Origin of the sequence: Acinetobacter sp. CIP 102529 (assembly GCF_000368325.1) — a bacterium.
Classification (GTDB): Bacteria; Pseudomonadota; Gammaproteobacteria; order Pseudomonadales; family Moraxellaceae; genus Acinetobacter; species Acinetobacter parvus.
The window spans coordinates 981674-1002128 of sequence record NZ_KB849355.1; the positions used below are offsets into that span (position 1 = coordinate 981674).

Annotated in this window: 22 protein-coding genes and 1 pseudogene; 10 read left to right on the top strand and 13 right to left on the bottom strand. The window is 42.3% G+C overall.

The genetic code is table 11. The features are described 5' to 3' along the window. Positions 1 to 51: 51 nt before the first annotated feature. Positions 52 to 261, top strand: a complete 210-nt coding sequence (locus F972_RS09915) for a hypothetical protein (RefSeq protein ID WP_004757400.1) — start codon at positions 52 to 54, stop codon at positions 259 to 261. Here F972_RS09915 and F972_RS09920 read toward each other — a convergent pair. After that, on the bottom strand, positions 258 to 944 hold the full coding sequence (locus F972_RS09920) for a YggS family pyridoxal phosphate-dependent enzyme (protein ID WP_004769652.1): 687 nt from the start codon (positions 942 to 944) through the stop codon (positions 258 to 260). The two genes, F972_RS09915 and F972_RS09920, sit on opposite strands and share 4 nt — an antisense overlap. Before the next feature lie 126 nt (positions 945 to 1070). On the opposite strand from F972_RS09920, the gene F972_RS09925 reads away from it, so the two are divergent. Together F972_RS09925 and F972_RS09930 are read left to right on the top strand one after the other, a co-directional pair. Beyond that, positions 1071 to 2108, top strand: coding sequence for a type IV pilus twitching motility protein PilT (locus tag F972_RS09925; RefSeq protein ID WP_004682784.1), 1038 nt, complete (start codon positions 1071 to 1073; stop codon positions 2106 to 2108). 24 nt (positions 2109 to 2132) lie between these two features. Beyond that, positions 2133 to 3251 carry a PilT/PilU family type 4a pilus ATPase gene (locus F972_RS09930; RefSeq protein WP_004676610.1) on the top strand — a complete coding sequence of 373 codons (1119 nt, stop codon included), beginning with the start codon at positions 2133 to 2135 and terminating at the stop codon, positions 3249 to 3251. Between the two features lie 103 nt (positions 3252 to 3354). Here F972_RS09930 and fur read toward each other — a convergent pair whose 3' ends face one another. Then, positions 3355 to 3792 carry a ferric iron uptake transcriptional regulator gene (gene fur / locus F972_RS09935; protein WP_004682786.1) on the bottom strand — a complete coding sequence of 146 codons (438 nt, stop codon included), beginning with the start codon at positions 3790 to 3792 and terminating at the stop codon, positions 3355 to 3357. 395 nt (positions 3793 to 4187) lie between these two features. Between fur and F972_RS09940 the strand changes: the two genes are divergently transcribed. Next, positions 4188 to 4586 carry an outer membrane protein assembly factor BamE gene (locus F972_RS09940; RefSeq protein ID WP_004676608.1) on the top strand — a complete coding sequence of 133 codons (399 nt, stop codon included), beginning with the start codon at positions 4188 to 4190 and terminating at the stop codon, positions 4584 to 4586. Between the two features lie 325 nt (positions 4587 to 4911). On the opposite strand, the gene F972_RS09945 is transcribed toward F972_RS09940, so the two are convergent. The 10 genes and pseudogenes from F972_RS09945 to F972_RS09990 form a co-directional block, all read right to left on the bottom strand. Further along, a complete protein-coding gene (locus F972_RS09945; protein WP_004682787.1) occupies positions 4912 to 5232 on the bottom strand; it encodes an RnfH family protein in 321 nt (106 codons plus the stop codon). Beyond that, on the bottom strand, positions 5232 to 6314 hold the full coding sequence (locus F972_RS09950) for an SLC5/6 family protein (RefSeq protein ID WP_004769653.1): 1083 nt from the start codon (positions 6312 to 6314) through the stop codon (positions 5232 to 5234). Before F972_RS09950 ends, F972_RS09945 begins: the two co-directional genes overlap by 1 nt. A gap of 193 nt (positions 6315 to 6507) precedes the next feature. Beyond that, positions 6508 to 6792: pseudogene (locus F972_RS09955) on the bottom strand (bacteriohemerythrin); the annotation flags it as partial. Between the two features lie 423 nt (positions 6793 to 7215). Further along, positions 7216 to 8064: a class II glutamine amidotransferase gene (locus F972_RS09960; protein ID WP_004682790.1), complete on the bottom strand. Its 849-nt coding sequence runs from the start codon at positions 8062 to 8064 to the stop codon at positions 7216 to 7218. 98 nt (positions 8065 to 8162) lie between these two features. Further along, positions 8163 to 8939: a GNAT family N-acetyltransferase gene (locus tag F972_RS09965; protein ID WP_004757387.1), complete on the bottom strand. Its 777-nt coding sequence runs from the start codon at positions 8937 to 8939 to the stop codon at positions 8163 to 8165. A 123-nt stretch (positions 8940 to 9062) separates the two neighbouring features. Beyond that, positions 9063 to 9962 (bottom strand): acetylglutamate kinase, encoded by a 900-nt coding sequence (gene argB, locus F972_RS09970; RefSeq protein WP_004682793.1) that lies wholly within the window; start codon positions 9960 to 9962, stop codon positions 9063 to 9065. Between the two features lie 14 nt (positions 9963 to 9976). Further along, positions 9977 to 11395, bottom strand: a complete 1419-nt coding sequence (locus tag F972_RS09975; protein ID WP_004769655.1) for a phosphomannomutase/phosphoglucomutase — start codon at positions 11393 to 11395, stop codon at positions 9977 to 9979. A 193-nt stretch (positions 11396 to 11588) separates the two neighbouring features. Beyond that, positions 11589 to 12041: a dUTP diphosphatase gene (gene dut, locus F972_RS09980; protein ID WP_004682795.1), complete on the bottom strand. Its 453-nt coding sequence runs from the start codon at positions 12039 to 12041 to the stop codon at positions 11589 to 11591. A 23-nt stretch (positions 12042 to 12064) separates the two neighbouring features. Then, positions 12065 to 14104: a UvrD-helicase domain-containing protein gene (locus tag F972_RS09985; protein ID WP_004757385.1), complete on the bottom strand. Its 2040-nt coding sequence runs from the start codon at positions 14102 to 14104 to the stop codon at positions 12065 to 12067. Between the two features lie 223 nt (positions 14105 to 14327). Continuing rightward, positions 14328 to 14981 (bottom strand): YiaD family glycine zipper/OmpA-like lipoprotein, encoded by a 654-nt coding sequence (locus tag F972_RS09990; RefSeq protein WP_004769658.1) that lies wholly within the window; start codon positions 14979 to 14981, stop codon positions 14328 to 14330. Positions 14982 to 15364: 383 nt separating this feature from the next. Here F972_RS09990 and F972_RS09995 point away from each other — a divergent pair, with 383 nt between their 5' ends. The 6 genes from F972_RS09995 (at position 15365) to F972_RS10020 (ending at position 19778) form a co-directional block, all read left to right on the top strand. Continuing rightward, the gene (locus tag F972_RS09995) at positions 15365 to 16282 is read left to right on the top strand and encodes an acyltransferase (protein WP_004682798.1); all 918 of its coding nucleotides are present in this window, start codon (positions 15365 to 15367) and stop codon (positions 16280 to 16282) included. Between the two features lie 23 nt (positions 16283 to 16305). Continuing rightward, positions 16306 to 17367 (top strand): hypothetical protein, encoded by a 1062-nt coding sequence (locus F972_RS10000; protein ID WP_004682799.1) that lies wholly within the window; start codon positions 16306 to 16308, stop codon positions 17365 to 17367. Between the two features lie 119 nt (positions 17368 to 17486). Continuing rightward, complete coding sequence (gene minC / locus F972_RS10005) at positions 17487 to 18206, top strand: septum site-determining protein MinC (RefSeq protein WP_004682800.1); 720 nt, start codon at positions 17487 to 17489, stop codon at positions 18204 to 18206. 73 nt (positions 18207 to 18279) lie between these two features. Then, positions 18280 to 19092, top strand: a complete 813-nt coding sequence (minD, locus tag F972_RS10010; protein ID WP_004682801.1) for a septum site-determining protein MinD — start codon at positions 18280 to 18282, stop codon at positions 19090 to 19092. A 2-nt stretch (positions 19093 to 19094) separates the two neighbouring features. Beyond that, positions 19095 to 19367 carry a cell division topological specificity factor MinE gene (gene minE / locus F972_RS10015; RefSeq protein ID WP_004676585.1) on the top strand — a complete coding sequence of 91 codons (273 nt, stop codon included), beginning with the start codon at positions 19095 to 19097 and terminating at the stop codon, positions 19365 to 19367. A 123-nt stretch (positions 19368 to 19490) separates the two neighbouring features. Continuing rightward, positions 19491 to 19778: a PA4642 family protein gene (locus F972_RS10020; protein WP_004676583.1), complete on the top strand. Its 288-nt coding sequence runs from the start codon at positions 19491 to 19493 to the stop codon at positions 19776 to 19778. A 45-nt stretch (positions 19779 to 19823) separates the two neighbouring features. Here the strand turns inward: F972_RS10020 and rhtC are convergent, their stop codons facing one another. Then, positions 19824 to 20441 carry a threonine export protein RhtC gene (gene rhtC / locus F972_RS10025; protein WP_004676581.1) on the bottom strand — a complete coding sequence of 206 codons (618 nt, stop codon included), beginning with the start codon at positions 20439 to 20441 and terminating at the stop codon, positions 19824 to 19826. Between the last annotated feature and the right edge of the window lie 14 nt (positions 20442 to 20455).

The window sequence follows — 20455 nt, forward strand, 5'->3', positions numbered from 1 at the left end:
CGATTCGTTCATTACCTTAGAATTTCACCATGTCAAATCGTGTTTGGCTATATGCCTTTTTACAAGGCGCTACCTGATTTCCATGCCATTTTTGAAGTTTATCTGGGTCAACAATGGATACTGTTTGATGCAACGAATATGGGAGCGATTGATGAGTTTGTAAGGGTTGGTACAGGTTTGGATGCTAAAGATGTGCCCTTTGCCTCTTTATTTGGAACAGCCGAACTGATCAAAATCAAACCCCAAATTACCAAGCTCTAATGATGATAGTCCCGTGCACCAAACAGCGCTGTCCCCACTCTGACCATGGTTGAACCTGCCGCAATAGCAGCGTCCAGATCACCTGACATTCCCATACTCAAGGTATCCCAATCTTGAGGCCGTGCATGTAGTGATTTTACTTGCTCAAACAAGGTTTTTGCATCGGCAAATGCGACACTATTTTCTGGCGCTGGAATCACCATTAGCCCACGTAAACGTATGTTTGGAAGTTGGCTAATCTGTTTAACGAGTTCAGCAACCTCATCAGGCTGGCAGCCATCCTTGCTGTCTTGCCCATCAATATTCACCTGAATACAGATATTTAAAGGCTTTCGACTGTCCATACGCTGACTGGATAATCGCTCAGCAATAATCAGGCGATCTACGCCATGCACCCAATCAAACTTTTCCGCCAAATGTTTGGTTTTATTGCGCTGTACATGACCAATAAAATGCCATTCAATCTCTAAATCCTGTAGTTCATCAATTTTTGTCAACGCTTCCTGCAAATAGTTTTCCCCAAAGCCACACTGTCCAGCCTGATACATTTCCCGCAGACTTTGGCTGGGATGGGTCTTTGAAACAGCCAGCAATTGCACGGATGCAGGATCACGCTGAACACGCTCACACGCCAGTTGAATCTGATCTAATACGGATTGACGGGATTGTTGCGATTGATTCATTGACACAGTTCTCACTTGTAAAATCTTTTTTTACATTGATAGGACTCAGGGTGTTGGTAAGCCTGAATGAAAGCCGTATATTATTCTACAAAATAATGAGACATTTTGGTTTGTTTCGGGGAAATTATGGATATTACAGAACTACTCGCCTTTTCAGTCAAAAACGGTGCTTCGGATTTACACCTTTCATCAGGTATGCCTCCTATGATTCGTGTGGATGGTGAAGTTCGCCGAATCAACTTGCCAGCACTTGAGCATAAAGATGTACACCGTCTGGTGTATGACATCATGAACGATAAACAACGTCGTGACTATGAAGAAAAGCTGGAAACAGACTTTTCATTTGAAGTGCCCAACATTGCCCGTTTCCGTGTGAACGCGTTTAACCAGAACCGCGGTGCGGGTGCGGTGTTCCGTACCATTCCATCAAAGGTTTTAAGTATGGAAGATCTGGGGCTGGGTTCAATCTTCAAGGAAATCTGTGATTATCCACGCGGGATTGTACTGGTGACAGGACCGACAGGTTCTGGTAAGTCAACCACACTTGCGGCGATGATCGACTATATCAACGAAAACCGCTATGACCACATTTTAACGGTCGAAGACCCAATCGAATTTGTACACCAGTCTAAAAAATGCCTGATCAACCAGCGTGAAGTGCACCGTGATACACATGGCTTCAATGAAGCACTGCGTTCAGCACTGCGTGAAGACCCTGACATTATCCTGGTTGGTGAAATGCGTGACCTGGAAACCATTCGTCTGGCATTGACTGCTGCGGAAACGGGTCACTTGGTGTTTGGTACACTACATACCACCTCTGCGGCAAAAACCATTGACCGTGTGATTGACGTATTCCCTGCTGAAGAAAAAGACATGGTACGTGCCATGCTTTCAGAATCACTGCAAGCGGTGATTTCCCAAACCCTCTTGAAAAAGAATGGTGGTGGTCGTGTTGCAGCACACGAGATCATGATTGGTATTCCAGCAATTCGTAACCTTGTCCGTGAGAACAAGGTTGCCCAAATGTACTCTGCGATTCAAACAGGTGCAAACTACGGTATGACCACACTGGATCAGAGTCTGAAAACACTTGTATCCAAGGGAATCATCAATACTCAAACTGCTCGTAGCGCAGCCAAACAGCCAGAATCATTCCTATAAAAATAAATGAATTAGAGAAATAATATGGATTTTAATGATTTACTTAATCTGATGATTCAACAAAGTGCATCTGATTTATTTGTCACTGCAGATGTTGAACCTTCAATGAAGATCAACGGTCAAATTGTGCCTGTTTCAAAATCTAAACTCTCAGGTGAAGTCGTTGGTCAGTTACTTCATTCAATTATGTCAGATAAGCAGCGTAAAGAATTCGCTGAAACAAGAGAGTGTAATTTTGCAATCGTCAATCGTGAGAAAACAGCTCGTTTCCGTGTAAGCGCCTTTCAACAGCGTGATATGCCTGGAATGGTTTTACGTCGTATTGAAACTGTTATTCCAACCATGGATGAACTCAAGCTCCCTAGTGTGCTGAAAGAACTCGCCATGACCAAACGTGGTATTATTATCTTTGTAGGCGCAACAGGTACAGGTAAATCAACCTCATTAGCTTCGATGATTGGTTACCGTAACCAAAATTCAAAGGGTCATATTATTACCATTGAGGACCCAATTGAATTTGTACATCAACATGCGGGTTGTATTGTCACTCAACGTGAAGTGGGTATTGATACTGACTCATTTGAGATTGCATTGAAGAATACCTTACGTCAGGCACCTGATGTGATCCTGATTGGTGAGATCCGTTCCCGTGAAACCATGGACTATGCCATTGCCTTTGCGGAAACAGGCCACTTGGTATTAGCCACCCTACATGCCAACAACGCCAACCAGGCGCTGGATCGTATCATTCACTTCTTTGAAGCAGATCGCCATAGCCAACTTTATATGGACTTGTCGCTCAATATGAGAGCAATGGTCGCACAACAGCTGATTCCAACCCCTGACGGTAATTCACGCCGTGCTGCCATTGAAATTTTGATCAATACACCATTATTGGCAGATTATATCCGTAAGGGTGAAATCCATGAGATTAAAGATGTCATGAAGCGTTCACGTGAACTTGGTATGCAGACCTTTGACCAAGCCTTATTTGACCTTTATAAGGCAGGTGAAATCACCTACAAAGATGCACTTAAACATGCAGACTCGCCAAACGATTTACGTCTCACCATCAAACTTTCAGAAGAAGGTGCAGATCAACTACTCAGTGCCAGCAAAAATATTACCTTTGATGGTCAATAAGCGATTTTTTTTAATCCATTAAAAAAGAGAAAGTTGTGAGCAACTTTCTCTTTTTTATTGGTTTAATTTTGGTCAATTAAACAAACTTTACGAGCTTGAATACTTATTTCTTACGAAAAGCTTCCTGACATTCAGCATCACTACAATAACCATACAAATTCAGCGAATGGCCAGTTAAGGCAAAACCATGCTGATCTGCAACTGAATGTTGCTCCTTTTCAATCACATCATTTGTAAATTCAACAACTTTGTTGCAATTCAGGCATACGAGGTGGTCGTGGTGATCTTCCTGCATAATTTCAAAAACAGAGTGGTTGTTTTCAAAATGATGACGCTGAATGATTCCAGCAGCCTCAAATTGTGTTAACACACGGTAAACTGTTGCCAAGCCAACATCTTCACCTTGCTCTAGCAGTGTTTTATAAATATCTTCCGCACTTAAATGGTGTTGCTTTGAATTTTCTAATAATTCCAAAATCTTAATACGAGGAAGGGTGACTTTAAGTCCAGCTTTACGTAAGTCTTGGTTGGAAATAGGCATGAAAAAAGGTCTCTCAACAAATCTTAAGTTGGAATAGGCAAGTAGGGTCTGCTGACATTTCACCTTGCGAGCTTTCAGCTCTCATTGCGACAGAGGGCATTTTTTAGACGATACAAGGCATAACTTACGAAATTTAGCAATTCTAAATAAGTAAGATATAACGCAGTAGCGGCAAAAAATGCCCCTGTCCCACAGGGTTATGGTTAAAACTTCCCCAAACTTCGTTATGAAACTTGACAAGGGAGTCGCCATTGCCTGCGTTTCATGCCTCGTTTATGTCGTTCTAACCGATAACGCAAGGCATGGCTGAAATGGCAGCAGACCCTAGTATTTAAATGCAGTATGATCTATCCTTGAATCAAATGCATCATCATTTATCAGGATAGTGTAGCAAAATGCAAAAAATCATGCTGGCGTTGTTCGTCACTTCAGTACTTAGCGGTTGTTCAGTCTTTGGTGTTTATAAAGTTGATATTCCACAGGGAACACCCTTAACCAAAGCACAGGCCTCTCAAGTACAGGTCGGCATGAGCTTTCAGCAAGTCCGTTTCTTGCTGGGTAGTCCAACTGTGACAGATCCTTTAAATCCACAGCGCTGGGACTACATCTACAACTATATACCAGGCACCTATGCAAAAAAAGCAAAAATACCAGCAGCCCATGGCCAACATTTAAAAGTTTACTTTGACGAAAATGGTAATGTACAACGTATTGAGGGCCTGGATACCATCCCTGAATCACAGCCTGGTTTACCAGCATCAAAAGAAGCCATCTTGACTGCGCCCCCACTATAACCACTTTCCCATAAATAAAGCCCCTCATCGAAGCATTCGTGAGGGGTTTTATTCTGAGGGGCTGCTAATATTTCACAGATGCTTGCGACAGAGGACATTTTTTAGACGATACAAGGCATGACTTATGAGATTTAGCTATTCTAAATGAATAAGGCATAACGCAGTAGCGGCAAAAAATGTCCCTGTCCCGCAGGGTTATGGCTAAAACTGCCCCAAACTTCGTTATGAAACTTGACAAGGGTATCGCCATTGCCTGCGTTTCATGCCTTGTTTGTATGGTTTTAGCCTATAACGCAAGGCATGGCTGAAATATCAGCAGCCCCTCTTATTGTGATGGCCTAAAGCGATTACCCTTTACAAATCGACCAACTGGATTCTTTGCAGCTCGCTTACGTCGAATATCTTTGGGATTAATGGTTAAAGCGCGATAGACCTCAACACGGTCCCCAGCCTGCAATATTGTTTCAGCCTCAATTCTTGAACCAAAAACGCCCAACTGCAAAGGTTCAGGTAAACTGACCTGATCAGCCAAGCCACTGTTCTGGATTGCCTGCAATGCAGTCATGCCCTCAATAAAGGCAACGGCGATATGAAATTGATGCTCAGGGCTGGCAAAGGCAACCCAGACTTGTTTGCCCTGTTCCATTATAGACTTTGTCCAATAACGGCCACCATCGCAACAATAATGGAAAGTGGCAACACCAGACGCACGGCAATACGCCACAGGTTATAAAACAGTTCATTGCTAAAATTCATGGCTTTACGCAGATGGCTAATCTTCATGATCCAGCCTGCAAAAATGGCATAGATCAGGCAAATTACCAGTCCCCATAACATCAGTAAAACATTAAAGATTTGCTCAACCTGAGGTATGATCCAAACTGCAATGGCAGCAACAATAATCACCCACTGCACAATGACTGCAAGTTGACGTTGTGCCAACTGTTCTTTCGCCAATTGAATCAATAACGCGGCTGACATGATTGCAGCAAACACCCAGGCTAGAGCTGGAAGCTGGGCCTGAATTGAAAAGAATCCAAAAGCAATCACGGCAAATAACTGGGCTATCCAGATCGGTAATGTGGCTGAAGTTGCATTTTCCTGCTTTTTAATTGTAGACAAGCTGCTCTGCCAATATAGACCCAAGCCTAAACCACTGGCCACCAGAGCCAAAACGGTGGCATTGCCCCATTCCCTAAACTCCACTCCTGTCCAGTGCCATGCCTGTAGCTGGGTTCCCATTACATTGGCAAGGATAAATGCGCTAATCACACCAATTGCTGTCAGTGCAATTAAAAATAAACGTGGAATAAAGGACAGGCCAACAGCGATGATTGCCAAAACCGCCAAAATAATTTGGCTAGACATATCTGCTGCAAGTTGCAGAGCGACCACATGCGTTGCTGTGGTTAAAACACTCCCTGTAAAAAAGGCAACAAAAATCACAGCTAACCAGCCAACCAGACGCCATCTAGGTGAGGCATCCGCATCACGTGTTAAGCTGGAAAGTGCCTGTAATGCTGTGGTCTGTGAACGCTTTGCTAAAGCAATTTCAAGATAGCCAATGGGTAATGCCAACACAAACATAGTACCCAACCACAACAGCCAGAAGTCAAATTGACGATCAATCTGGATACCAACGGTAGGGGCCAATGTTGTGATCATGACAAAAGATAAGCAAAATGCCATCACTGGAGCCAGCCAGCGTGACAGAGCGGTGTCCTGCATAATGCATTCCTTGAAAAAATTCTTGAACTCATTGCACTTCTTTATGGAGCTTACAATGAAATATTCAATCTATTTTGCCTTTCTCAAGCTTGAAAATCAAAACAAAAGATGCCGAAAGAAAAAAGCAAATCACCCATTCAGATGATTTGCCGCGCATCATTTATTATTTTACTCGTTCGATCCCTTATTTATCATGCCCCCACTCAAAACGCTCTCGATAGGACTCTATTTTCTTGATAAATAAGTCATGTACGCGCTTGTGTGGTATACGGTATTTATAGTTTGCCTCTTCCTGCAAGCTTTCCTCGAAGATAAAATGTGACTGGGTATAATCAATAATATTATCCAGAATCCCTTTCATCTTTACCCGATCACTGGCATATTTTAAATCAGCAATTTCATTAATATAATCCAGAATACGACGATGCTGATCATCAATGACGTCTATTCCTGTATTATATTCGACAGACCACTTCATCCCGACACACCACCTTAAAACCAATGTTATTTAGTGAATAAAAGCATCATATCGACAAATTTTTTAAATAAAAACACAGCGTTTTTGTCAGATTTTAAAAATTTTCACTTAAAAACAACTAACCTATTGTTTTCTATTTAATTTAATATTATGACCGATCAAAACACTCAAGTATTTTTTAACCAATGATAAAATTAACCGCATTATTTTATTGAAATAAAATAATTTTTATTATTTTAAATTATACTTTGGTATTAAAACCTATTATTCAGATTTTAAAGATAAGGCTCTATCACTTTAAATCAGGAATATATGTTTCACACCCATAACCTGCTTTAAAACCAGCAAGTGTTTTTAAATCTATAAAATGAATAGCCTCTACAATATCTGAATGAGATAATAGCCACTCTGTTGTTCTCTTCTCTAATATTGGTCTGCCCTGGTTATGCGCTTTAATGCTGGATTTTCAGCTTCCCGCATAAGACGCTCGACCCGCGTTAAAGCATGTTTAGTCGGTTGACCATGTTCAAACAAGATCATTTCTCCAGGCTGATACGCTTTCCACGCTTCATTATGCGTTAAAGGTTCAGTGGTAATCACAGCCACACGATCTTCTGGGGTGGTCACCTCACTAAAGTCAACCTCGACATCCAGATCAATCAGGTGGGCATGCTGAAATGGGTATTCACGTACCAGCCAGTGCAGCTTGGTGGTTGCATAGCTAAACAGTGCCTTGCCATTGGACAGGCAGAAATTGAACGTGCCGAATTCAGCAATCTGTGGCGCAATACGCTCTAACAGGGAAAAGACTTTTTCGATACAAGGCTCGGTATAGCCAAATGTTTGAACCATTTGATCCAGCAAGTAACAGAATGCACGTTCACTATCGGTATTGCCCACAGGTTCAAAACGACCACTGAGTTGGGGATTAAAATCATGTAAATCGCCATTATGTGCAAAAATCCAATGCCGCCCCCATAACTCACGTAAAAATGGATGGGAATTTTCTAGCGTAATTTTGCCTTGTGTTGCTTTTCGGATATGTGCAATCACATTACGGGACTTAATCGGATAATTGCGAATTAAATCGGCAATTGGCGATTCAACCGCAGACTGATTATCGACAAATAGACGACAGGCCTTATCTTCAAAAAAAGCAATACCAAAACCATCACAGTGATCAGACGTGACACCAGCTCGTTGGGAAAAACCACGAAAAGAAAAGGTAATGTCTGTAGGGGTGGCGCAATTCATTCCTAATAGCTGGCACATATCTTCTAACTTGCTAACATCTATGCCTATTGTGCATGAGGTTCAGATGCCTTGTAAATCTGAATATGTGCGCACTATTGGATGAAGTGTGATAATTCCTACCGTTGCGCCATTTTATTCATCACAAATGAGGTGGCGATCTTGTTCACTTCCAGAAATACAAAATAATCCAGACATTTAAAATCCTCATCATAAAAGGCTTGTTTGGAGAGTCTGGACTGCATGCCCAAATAGGTTTGAAATAGCTTAGGCATCTTTTCATCCTGCGGAAAGCTGTAGTCAGGACGTTCTGGTTCAAAGGCACGCTTGGAACGAATGTCAATGCTTTGATGATCTGCCAACTGCTGAAGCTGGCGATGGGTATAATAGGCACGCGCCAGATTATCCTCCAGATGAATACTGACACAACCCATGAGATATTTGGCACGCATCGACCAAAGCACTTTAGGCGCAAGATTCAGCCACAACATGGATAATGCCTTGCCAGATCGAAACTGTGGATGTACACAGGTACGTCCAATTTCCAAAACGTTTGGTAAATGGGACAAATGAGGGATGATTTCAAATTCCTGAGCGCTGTAGCTCTGCCCAATTTCATGCCCCTGAAACAACTTGAGGCGAGTATAGGCAACAATTTCACCTGTCCATTTTTCACGTAATACCGCATGTTCACAGCCAAAATCATAAAGGTCCTGATCCAGGCCATCCTCAAAGGACAGTCCAAACTGGTGGCTAAACTGTGCTGCCCTAAAGCGTTGTACTTGTTGTAATTCTTTTAGATTATCCACCCACTCAAAACGAAACTGGTTTTGTGATGGTTTCTGGCGTAAAGGTGAAGTCAGTGTATGACGATACTGATTTAATTTTTCTAGCATAATGAAAGCTCCTTATGACTAGAGTTACCTTAAATCGCTTCAATGACACTTCAATGAATAAAACATGAACAGATGATGACGAAAAAAGAGACCTGTATGAGGTCTCTTTTTATTTGCAAAATCCTAGTGTTTTGCTCGATTGGTAATCAATGTTCCAACCCCATGATCGGTAAAGATTTCCAATAAGGTGGCATGTGGTACACGACCATCAACGATGTGTGCGCTGACTACACCACCTTTCACCGCATCCAGTGCACAACCCACTTTAGGAATCATACCACCATAGATCACACCAGTCTCAATCAGGCGATCAACTTCCTGCGTGCTCAGTCCAGTCAACAGGTTTTTATTCTCATCCAATACCCCTGTGATATTGGTCAATAAAATCAATTTTTCAGCACCTAGGGCTTCCGCAACCTTGCCTGCCACCAAGTCTGCATTGATGTTATAGGTATTGCCCTCTTCATCCACACCCAAAGGCGCAATCACTGGAATAAAGTCACCTTGGGTAAACATTTCCAGTACATCTGTTTTAACACCTGTGACTTCACCCACCATCCCCAAATCAATTTGAGTGACTGAACCGTCGGCTTCCTGTTTTTCCATCAGTAATTTACGGGCACGCAGCAAGTTACCATCTTTACCTGTTAAACCAATGGCACGGCCACCATGCTGGTTGATCAGGTTGACAATGGACTTATTGACGCTACCACCCAGCACCATTTCAACCACTTCCATGGTGGCGGCATCAGTCACACGCATCCCATCAATACGGTCAGATTCCTGTCCAAGACGCTTCAACAATGAATCGACCTGTGGACCGCCACCATGGACCACTATTGGATTTAAACCCACTGTTTTCAACAACACGATGTCACGAGCAAACGAACTTTCCAGCTCTGGATCAGTCATGGCATTGCCACCATATTTGACCACCAGCGTTTTTCCTGCAAAACGCTGAATATACGGCAAAGCTTCAATCAAAATTTTTGCTTTATCAATGCCGATATGCTCGTGTGGCATGCGCCCTCTCCTTATTAAGCCTGTGCGAGTTCTTGTGCAATTTGTGGATATTGATGTTGCAGCATAGAAACAAATTTTTGGCGAATCTCAGTTAACCGATCTGGATGATCTGCATCAAAGCGGACAGTGAAATATTCACCTGTGTTGGATGCTCGAATAATGCCAAAACCATCGTCAAAATCAAGCCTTACCCCATCAATTTTACTTAAACGAGCGCCTAAATGATGGCTGAGAAGCTCAATCTCATCCAAAACCTGTTTAGGATTGACCTCATGCGTACTGATATAGGTATCTTCGGTACAATATCGTTCAGGATAAATACTAAGCAATTCAGACAGACTTTGAGCATTGGACTGAGTGAGGTATTCCATCACTCGTAATGCGGCATACAAGCCATCATCGTAGCCAAAGCCACGTCCATCATTAAATACATAGTGGCCTGCATATTCACCACCAAATACGGCTGTACCTTGTGATTTGGACAAATAGGCACGCAGGAAACTGCTGCCCGTACGGATCATTTTGGCCTGACCATCAAGTTGCCCCACCGTATCAGCAACCATCCGAGAGCATTTCACATCAAATACGATTTCTTTATGCGGATGTTGTTGTAAGCATATTTGCGCAAATAAAGAGATGAGGCGGTCAGGACTAATAATATGTGCCTGTTCATCCAGCAATACGACCCGATCACCATCCCCATCAAGGGCAATACCCAAATCCGCTTTTTCAGCAATAATCGTGGCCTGCAATTGCTGCAAATGGGCAGCATGGGATGGATCGGGTGCATGGTCTGGGAAATGGCCATTCGCCTCACAACGCAATGCAATGACTTCACAGCCCAAATTCTGCAAGACCTGTTTGGCACAGTGTCCTGCTGAACCATGTAAGCCATCCAGAACAATTTTTAAGGGGCGCAGCAACTGAATATCATTCAGTAGTGATTGCTGATATTGCATACAATGTTGCGGATTAAACTGGTGAAAAACAGTCTCTACATGAAGATCACCATTCGTGGATAAAGAGACTTGGGCCAAATGCCCCACCTGTTGAATGGTTTCTGGACTTGGTGGTTCACCCTTTAGAATCCACTTGATGCCATTATCCGATTTGGGATTATGGCTGGCAGTCACCATAATCCCATTCCCACCAAAATCACGGGCAATGTAGTACATCATTGGCGATGAACAGCAACCGATATTAGTCACGTTCAAGCCTTGTTGTTCCAATACTTTTTGAATGATGTTGGCATAGCTTGGACTGGTTAAACGTGCGTCATAGCCAATCACAATTTGAGTCTGCTCAGCATATTTATATTGTTGGGCTAAAGCATATGCAATGGAACATATAATATCTGGGGTAAGATTTGAAAGTTTTCCGCGAATATCATAAGCACGAAAAATATTCAGAGGAAACGTTTGTTGTATATTCACAGCAAGCCCTCTATTCTCAACATTTAAGAATAATTAAAAAATATAGACTATTAAGTAAATGAGTAGTCCTTATTCAGAAAAATTAAAATAATGAATCAGCTGCTTTTTAATCTAATTTTAAGGAACAAGCAATATGAAAAATGCAACGTTTTTAAGCAAAACATTGCATTTAAAGTGATAATTAACGAAAAACTTACTGTTTCCCAGTATGTCCAAAACCACCTGCACCACGCCCAGTTGCAACAAATTCTTCCACTTGTTCAAACTCTGCCTGTACCACAGGCACTAAAACATATTGTGCCAAACGTTCACCTGGTTCCAGACGGAAAGTGTTTTGTCCACGGTTCCACACAGAAACCATCAACTCACCTTGATAATCCGAGTCAATTAAACCCACTAAATTACCCAATACGATGCCATGCTTATGTCCCAAACCCGAACGTGGTAAGATCAAGCCCGCAAAGTTTGGATCTTCAATATAAATGGCCAGACCAGTTTTGACCAGGACGGTTTCACCCGCTGCAATCTCAATCGCTTCATCTAAACAGGCACGTAAATCCAGACCTGCTGAACCTGTAGTTGCATAGGCAGGCATTGCCCACTCCTGACCTAAACGGGCATCTAATACTTTAACCTGAACTTTCATGACAAATTCCTACTGATGATTTATTAACGTTTCAATAAAGCTCTTAAATTGGCGAGATGCTGTTGAGCCTGTTCTTTCGGATCAACATTCGGGGCAAGTTTCTTTTTACGACCATGCCACTCCAGTTCATCCTGTGGCAATTCATCCAGAAAACGGCTTGGGGTCATCTGGCGCATCTGCCCACCATTCTTGCGTTGCTCAGCCAAAGTCAGGGTTAGACCCTGACGCGCACGGGTAATTCCTACATACATTAAACGGCGTTCTTCCTCAATCGTTTCAGCCGCAATCGAGTTTTTATGTGGTAATAGTTCTTCTTCTAGGCCAATCATGTACACATACGGAAATTCCAGCCCTTTCGCTGCATGTAATGTCAACAAATTCACCTTATCCGTGTCTTCTTCTTCCTGTTGCTGCTCCAACATATCCAGCAGCACCAGCTTGCGAATCACGCTTTCAATATTTTTCTCATCAACATCATCAGTGCGATTAATTAGATTTTGAATACTGGTATATAGACTTTCTATATTGTCGAGTTTAGTTTTTTCCTGTGCAGGAGTCGCAGCCTGTTCACGGACATAGTCGATATAACCCGCTTCCATAATCATCTGACGAACCTTAGGCACAGGCGCATCATCATCCAGTAATTCACGGGTAAAAGTGGCAATAAATTCGGCAAACTCATGTAATTGTGTGGCTGCTTTTTTTGGCAATACCATAGCTAAACGCTGGTCTGATGAAGCAGTAAGCAATGACAAGGTATTTTCCTGCGCAAACAAGCCAAGTTTTTCCAATGTCACAGGACCAATGGCTCGTTTCGGCGTATTAATAATACGCAAGAATGCACTGTCATCTTCTGGATTGATAATTAAGCGTAAATAGCTCATCACATCCTTAATTTCAGCACGGGCAAAGAATGATTGACCACCTGATAGTTTATAAGGAATCTGCATTTGGCGCAGTTGCGTTTCCAGAACCCGTGCCTGAAAGTTGCCACGATATAAAATTGCGTAGTCTTTCCAGCTTTTGCCATTCATTAGTTTATGCGTAATCAGGTCTTTCACCACCCGTTCAGCTTCATCATCGTCATTTAAACAGGTGATAATCCGAATGGTTTCACCATGTCCCTTGTCACTCCACAATTTCTTGTCAAAGATATGGGGATTATTGCCAATCACGGCATTGGCTGCTTTGAGGATACGGCTGGTGGAGCGATAGTTTTGCTCCAGCTTGATCACGTTTAAGTTATGAAAATCTTCTTTCAGCAACGCCATATTTTCAGGCTTGGCACCGCGCCATGCGTAAATGGACTGGTCATCATCGCCAACGGCGGTGAACTGCCCCATCACTCCAACCAGAAGCTTGACCAGGGTATATTGGGCGGTGTTGGTATCCTGATATTCATCGACCAATAAATAACGGACACGGTTTTGCCATTTTTCTCGCACCTCAGCATTTTCCTGAAGCAAGCGGGTTGGCAGCACAATCAAGTCATCGAAATCAACCGCATTATAGGCACGTAGGTTACGTTCATAGAGTTGATACAAATGGGCAAGCTGAACATCCTCAACCGTTTCACACACCGAATGTGCCTGTTCAGGGATGATGAGATCATTCTTCCAGTCTGAAATCTTCTTCATTGCCTTGGCAATGAGTTCCTTACTCTCCGCACCAGAGAGGTTGTCACGCTGCATCAAGTCCATCAGGATACGTTTGCAGTCATCAGCATCTAAAATGGAAAAATTATTTTTAAGCGGTAAATGTTTAAGTTCCAAACGTAATAAATTCAAACCAAAGGTATGAAACGTTGAAACAGAAAGCCCTTTGGCCTCTTCACGGGAAAGTAGTTTCCCCACACGCTCTTTCATCTCACGTGCGGCCTTATTGGTAAAGGTCATCGCGGTAATACGGTAGGCAGGTATCCCACATTGCTTCACCAAATAGGCAATTTTTTGGGTAATCACAGATGTTTTACCAGAACCTGCTCCTGCAAGCACCAACAAAGGCCCTTGAACATATTTCATGGCTTCATATTGCTTGTCATTGAGTTGACTACCAGTCGACATCTTTACATACCCCTCATTTTTGAGCCCGATTTTGCGAGACTAAGTATAGACATCTCCGTTTTAGAATCCTAATCCTAAATCTCAGGATATGTATAAATTATGATGCCTCGCTCAACTCATACGTCGCCACTCGTCGCACTAATTATATTAAAAGTTCCAACACCCTAATTTTAGGCAATAAAAAACCAGCCGAAGCTGGTTTCCCACAAATCAGTAAAGAAGATTACTGTTTTGCATAAATGCTGATTTCAACACGACGGTTTTGTTCACGGCCAGCAGCAGTGCTGTTGTCCGCAATTGGGTTTGATGAACCATAACCTTGCGCATCGATACGGCTCGCTGATACACCCTGACTTACCAAATAGCTTTTTACTGACTGAGCACGCGCTTGAGACAATGGAATGTTGATTGAGTCATTGCCTGTATTGTCTGTATAACCAGTTACAAGAATCGCACTCTGGTTATCTTCAGCCAAAGTTTGCGCCACTTTGTTCAAGGTACCATAGAAGTTTGGCTTAATGTTTGACTTGTTGGTGTCAAATGTAATGCTACCAGGCATAATCAATTGAACTGAACCATCTGCATTACGGCCCACTTCTACGCCAGTACCCTGCATTTGTTGACGCAGTTTTTTCTCTTTATTGTCAAGATACAAACCACCAGCGCCACCAAGCACCGCACCAATCGCCGCCGCACGGTTGTTTTGTGAAGCCTTGTTTGCATTACCTTTAGATATGCCATAACCTGCCGCAGCACCAATTATTGTACCTAGGGCAGCTTTATCATATTCTACGCCACCCATGTTATTACCTGTAGTTTGGCAACCAGAAAGTACCAATCCAGCCCCAACCAGTGTTGAAATTACTAATGCACGCATTGCGTAGCTCCTGTCTATGTATTTTTGTCTGATCAAATAATGAATGAGAAAATTCAGCTAGACCATTGATATTTTGTTAATAATAAACAATTTATTTATCTTTTTGTAATATTTTGATGCATTTTACTTCATAAAATCCTCATATTCTCTCCATTGTTTTCAATTTATCGGATTTCTAAAAATATGAGATATATGTTTCAATAAAAGTTTTTTAAGAACTTTATAAATGCTCGGTGCTTCACATATGATAAAGTGGATTAAAATTGCAGAAAATAGGTAAGTCCATAAAAAATGTCAACATCTTCAAATATACAATTGTATTTCAATTTCCGTTGTTTATAGTTGGAACATCTTTTTAAATCTCTGCACTCAAGGTTAGATTTATGTCTACTGCCCATAAAAAAGCATCCTTATTGCAAAAAGTCAGTAAAGGACTCACAGTTGGTTCAGTCATTACAGGAAGCACGTTTTTACATGGTCCCCCTGTTTTGGCACTCGGTTTTACCAAGCTGTTTAAAAAATCAAAAAAAATAGACGAAACCAATATTCAATTGGCCAATAGCTGGATTGGTGTAAACAACCACCTGATTGAAAAGGTGCTGCCAAACCTAAAGTGGGATATCAGCATTGATGAAAAGCTTGACCTGAATCTACAGGGCCGCTATATGATGATTTGTAACCATCAAAGCTGGGTGGATACCACAGTGAACCAGTATTTTGGTTTAAGCCGTATGCCCCTTACCCGTTTCTTTACCAAATGGGAACTTATTTTCATTCCGTTTGTGGGTCAGGCATTTAAAATCCTGGGTTTCCCGATGATGAAACGCCACACCAAGGAACAGATTGCAAAAAATCCTGAACTGAAGTCACGCGATATGTATGAGGCGCGCAAAGCCTGCGAACAGTTATTGAGCCAGCCGTTTACCCTTTTAAACTATCTGGAAGGTACACGTTTCACTCCAGAAAAGCATGCACAGCAGCAATCCCCATATAAAAACCTGCTCAAGCCTAAAGCAGGCGGTCTGGCATTGGCCTTGAATATTCTGGGAGATAAGATTGATGCCCTGGTTGACATGACTATTGTCTATCCAGACGGCGTACCAGACTATGGAGATTTCTGGCTTGGCGATGTTCCACGCATTGCAGTGGATTTGCGTCAAATTGACATTCCTAATTGGGTGGTTGGCGGTAATTATGAAGATGATCCTGTTTATCGGGAACGTTTCCAAAGATGGGTGGATCAGATCTGGACTGAAAAAGATCAACTCATTACTGCAATGAAATCCAAATATAAGCCATAATTTTTTTAGGGATTAAACAAGAAATGACCCAGCAGGACTCAGGACAAAACTCTAAATATAATAATGTGAATCCGAATAGTAAGTTTTTTAAACTATTCCTCGCCTATGATATTTTCATGGTCTTTATTATTGTTTTCAATCTATTCTGTCTGGGCATGAACTTTTTCCTCATGAGCAACATTGGGGAATGGTTTTTAAACACTATCCATCTTCCCAGTGTCCTTGAGTTCTATCGTACATATTTACATCCCTGGGTGATTACCACTGAAGCATGGTTTATTATTTTTTTAATCACTGAGCTGGCGGTACGCTGGCTACTCTCAATTGTGCAAAAACATCATGCACGCTGGTGGTTCTTTCCCTTTATCCACTGGTATGAAATCCTAGCCATTATTCCACACCTGCGTTTTTTGCGCTTATTTCGTGCAGGTATCATCGCCTACCGTTTATATGAACTTGGCTACAAGGTCATTCCAGACAATATCCGCATTAAGGCGATGTTTTATTACCGTGTCATCATGGAAGAACTGTCTGACCGTGTGGTGATCACCGTGATTGATGGTATAAGACACGAACTTGAAACCAGCTCCACGCACAAAAAGATTATCCACGACCTGGTTGATCATCATCGTGAATTGTTTACAATTACGCTTTCCTCCATGCTACAGGAATCGCTAGCCAAGGCATTACAGCAGCAACAGCCTGTGATTACTCAGAAAGTGGGTATCATCGTTAATCAGGCGATTGAGGATACACCTGAGCTGACACAACTGCTGCGTTTGATTCCAATTGTCGGGGGGCGGATTGAACAGCAGATTCAGAGTATTGGACAACGTCTGGGTGAGAATATCAGTGCGGGTTTAATTGAGCCATTTACAGCAGGTTCCCTGCATCGCCCCAATGAAAACTATCAACTTATCGCAGAAAAGGTCAGTGCACTGAACATTGACAACCAATATCTGGAACAGCTGGTGGAATCGGTGGTATTTGAAAGCCTTGAAGCAATACGAAAGCAGGTCAAGATCAAACAATGGCAGCAAACTTTGCAGGAATACGATCAATTGGATAAAAAATCAGAAAGTTGACAAGAAAATTTACCAATTATGCTAGAGAATTGCTGTAATTTGTTCTAGCATTTGCTCTTATTTACAACATATGCAGGGCATTGCCCTTATAGTGCTTAAGAAGCCCTGAAGGATAAATTATGGCTGATATACGGATTACGGGCAGAATGGTGAATTTTAGTCGACTAACTTTCGACACAAATGACCATGCTGCAATCCGACAGCAACTGACAAGCACACTCAATGAGAGTTCTTATTTAGGGACATTGGTCATTATTGACAGTACCGTCGAGCAAGAGCTGATTGCCCTGATCCAACTGTTAATTGATTTGGGTTTACAGCCAATGGCGGTGATCGATGGTATCTTGGGAGATCAGGCACGCGCAATCCAGTTCCCTGTTTTGCCTACCGATCAGCCCTTGCAACGCATCAAGGCCTCTAAAGAGCAGGTCGTTGACCATGCACCTGAAAAAACAGTCGATAGCACTGCAATACAAACACCACAAAAAAACACATCGGTTACCCATGTCACCTCATATCATGATGAGATTTTGCGTACAGGTCAGTCTTTGGTACAGGATCAGGGCGATATTATCCTGAATGCTGGCATGAATAGTGGATCAGAAGTGATTGCATCTGGAAATATTCACATCTATGGCAATGCCCGTGGTAGAGTCATTGCAGGCGCAGGTGGAGATGGCTCAGCACGTATTTTCTGCAATTCTCTGGAAGCGGAACTGATCTCGATTGCAGGAACCTATTGTGTGGCGGATGATATCCCAAAAGATATGATCAAAAAACCTGTACATATTTATTTAAATACCAAGCAAGAGCTTGAATTTGAACCCTTACAGTTTTAACTTAGCTGATTAAGTCAAAAAAGCACCAAAAAGCCCTTTTAGGGGCGTATGACCATAAATAGGAGTGGATTCGGTGGCCAAAATTGTTGTCGTAACGTCAGGCAAAGGTGGTGTAGGTAAAACTACAACAAGTGCATCTTTTGCAACAGGTTTAGCCCTACGTGGTCATAAAACTGTTGTGATTGATTTCGATGTGGGTTTACGTAACCTTGATTTGATTATGGGCTGTGAACGCCGTGTAGTTTATGACTTTGTGAATGTCATCAATAATGAAGCCCGCCTACAGCAAGCCCTGATCCGTGATAAAGACATTGAAAACCTGTTCATTTTACCTGCATCGCAAACCCGCGATAAAGATGCGCTGAGTGATGAAGGTGTGGCGCGCGTGATCGACGAGCTTTCACAGGAATTTGACTACATCATCTGTGACTCACCTGCGGGGATTGAGCGTGGTGCGATTCTAGCCATGTATCATGCGGATGAAGCCATCATTGTGACAAACCCTGAGATTTCATCGGTTCGTGACTCTGACCGTATTATTGGCATGCTGGACAGCAAGACCAAAAAAGTCGAACAAAATGAAGGCCGTATCCGTAAGCACCTGTGTATCACACGTTTCAACCCTGAACGTGCAGATAAGCAGGAAATGCTGACCATTGATGACATTTCCAAAGACATTTTACGTGTTCCGACTTTGGGCGTAATTCCAGAGTGTCCAAGCGTGCTACAGGCATCAAACGAAGGTAAACCTGTGATTCTTTATCCAGAAGCGAAAGCTGGGCAAGCCTATGATGATCTGGTTGCCCGTTTCCTTGGCGAAGACCGTCCTTATCGACATATTGCAGTGCAGCCAAAAGGTTGGTTGGCTAGACTATTTGGAGCGTAATTATGGCAGGATTCTGGAGTAAACTGTTTAGCGGTGATGAAAAACCATCAAGTGCACAAACTGCCAAAGATCGCTTGAAAGTAATTGTTGCATCTGAACAGGGCTTGGGTCGTCGTTTAGGGCAAGACAAACTTGATCAAATGAAGAAAGAAATCATGCAGGTCGTGAGTCGTTATGTGCGTGGTGTGGATGAACAGCATATCCAAATGCAGGTTCGTTCAGAAGCGAATATCGAAATGCTTGAGATGAATATCAATTTACCTGAAGAACGTTAGAAGTTTTTTCATTAGCGATTTTTCACAAATAAAGGCAGAATACGTGAGTGGATTTGGAAAGCATTGCTTTCATCCACTTCAAGGATTTTGCCTTTATTGTTTTATAAAACTGAGGAGATTGTCATGGCATTATCACAGCCAGCAACTTTCAATGAAGAATGGTCAGATGAGCGTGTGTTTGCCTACCTCAACCAGCTTCCACCAGCGGGTGTAAATGCTGACTTCCATGTGCTCTATCATGCATTCAAGCATATGCGTCCACATGACTATGAGCGTTTGATTACCAAGTTTCTGGCAGATGGCCGTGACCTGAATGCAACCAATCCAGAGGGGCAGCGCATCCATGATGTCATCGCACAGTATCCTCGTCAAAAAGAGGGTTTTCTGGAAGTTTTAGCGAAATTCGCTTAATAAAAAAAAGCCTGCATCATGCAGGCTTTTTCTTTATATCTATTATTATCGATTGCCAATCAGATAAACACCCAATAAAGTGAATATTCCACCAGAAATGCCATCAATCCATTTGGCAAAGTTTTGGTATGCAGTTCTAAATGTGGGCAAGGAAAAAACAAAGGCAACCAATAAGAACCACAAGGCTGTCTCAATTGACACAATAATAAAAAGCAGGGAATGATGCTGGTCAAATAAAGGATTGGCTAAAAACAGTGAAAATACACTACCAAAGTAAATAATCGCCTTGGGATTCGACAGGTTGGTGAGCAGACCTTTCATAAAGAATAGATAAGGTGATTGAGGTAGGACCATCTGTTTTACTGTTTCATCACCCTTTGAAAAGGCTGAGCGTAGCATCTGGAAACCGAGCCAGCATAAATACAGGCCACCTGCAATTAAAAGGCCCTGCTTTAGCCATGCCATCTTTTCAAAAATAATATTCAGCCCCATGAGTGCCAATAAAGACCACAACATCGCACCCAAACAAATACCGAGTACCACCAATACCGCATCTTTGCGGGAGCGACTAATTGCAGTTTGGGAAACTAAGAAAAAATCTGGACCAGGGGTAATCAATGCACAAAAATGAATAAAGATGAGCGTACATAATGCAACCCACATAGCCAAACCCAGTG

Bases quoted from the DNA above. Each gene is read 5' to 3' on its own strand.
- F972_RS09985 (WP_004757385.1), bottom strand. From the start codon at position 14,104: ATGTCGACTGGTAGTCAACTCAATGACAAGCAATATGAAGCCATGAAA.
- F972_RS09940 (WP_004676608.1), top strand. From the start codon at position 4,188: ATGCAAAAAATCATGCTGGCGTTGTTCGTCACTTCAGTACTTAGCGGT.
- F972_RS10020 (WP_004676583.1), top strand. From the start codon at position 19,491: ATGGCATTATCACAGCCAGCAACTTTCAATGAAGAATGGTCAGATGAG.
- rhtC (WP_004676581.1), bottom strand. From the start codon at position 20,441: ATGTGGGTTGCATTATGTACGCTCATCTTTATTCATTTTTGTGCATTG.
- F972_RS09930 (WP_004676610.1), top strand. From the start codon at position 2,133: ATGGATTTTAATGATTTACTTAATCTGATGATTCAACAAAGTGCATCT.
- F972_RS09990 (WP_004769658.1), bottom strand. From the start codon at position 14,981: ATGCGTGCATTAGTAATTTCAACACTGGTTGGGGCTGGATTGGTACTT.
- dut (WP_004682795.1), bottom strand. From the start codon at position 12,041: ATGAAAGTTCAGGTTAAAGTATTAGATGCCCGTTTAGGTCAGGAGTGG.
- F972_RS09915 (WP_004757400.1), top strand. From the start codon at position 52: ATGCCTTTTTACAAGGCGCTACCTGATTTCCATGCCATTTTTGAAGTT.
- F972_RS09995 (WP_004682798.1), top strand. From the start codon at position 15,365: ATGTCTACTGCCCATAAAAAAGCATCCTTATTGCAAAAAGTCAGTAAA.
- F972_RS09925 (WP_004682784.1), top strand. From the start codon at position 1,071: ATGGATATTACAGAACTACTCGCCTTTTCAGTCAAAAACGGTGCTTCG.
- F972_RS10000 (WP_004682799.1), top strand. From the start codon at position 16,306: ATGACCCAGCAGGACTCAGGACAAAACTCTAAATATAATAATGTGAAT.
- minC (WP_004682800.1), top strand. From the start codon at position 17,487: ATGGCTGATATACGGATTACGGGCAGAATGGTGAATTTTAGTCGACTA.
- F972_RS09950 (WP_004769653.1), bottom strand. From the start codon at position 6,314: ATGCAGGACACCGCTCTGTCACGCTGGCTGGCTCCAGTGATGGCATTT.
- F972_RS09920 (WP_004769652.1), bottom strand. From the start codon at position 944: ATGAATCAATCGCAACAATCCCGTCAATCCGTATTAGATCAGATTCAA.
- F972_RS09945 (WP_004682787.1), bottom strand. From the start codon at position 5,232: ATGGAACAGGGCAAACAAGTCTGGGTTGCCTTTGCCAGCCCTGAGCAT.
- fur (WP_004682786.1), bottom strand. From the start codon at position 3,792: ATGCCTATTTCCAACCAAGACTTACGTAAAGCTGGACTTAAAGTCACC.
- argB (WP_004682793.1), bottom strand. From the start codon at position 9,962: ATGCCACACGAGCATATCGGCATTGATAAAGCAAAAATTTTGATTGAA.
- F972_RS09960 (WP_004682790.1), bottom strand. From the start codon at position 8,064: ATGTGCCAGCTATTAGGAATGAATTGCGCCACCCCTACAGACATTACC.
- F972_RS09965 (WP_004757387.1), bottom strand. From the start codon at position 8,939: ATGCTAGAAAAATTAAATCAGTATCGTCATACACTGACTTCACCTTTA.
- minE (WP_004676585.1), top strand. From the start codon at position 19,095: ATGGCAGGATTCTGGAGTAAACTGTTTAGCGGTGATGAAAAACCATCA.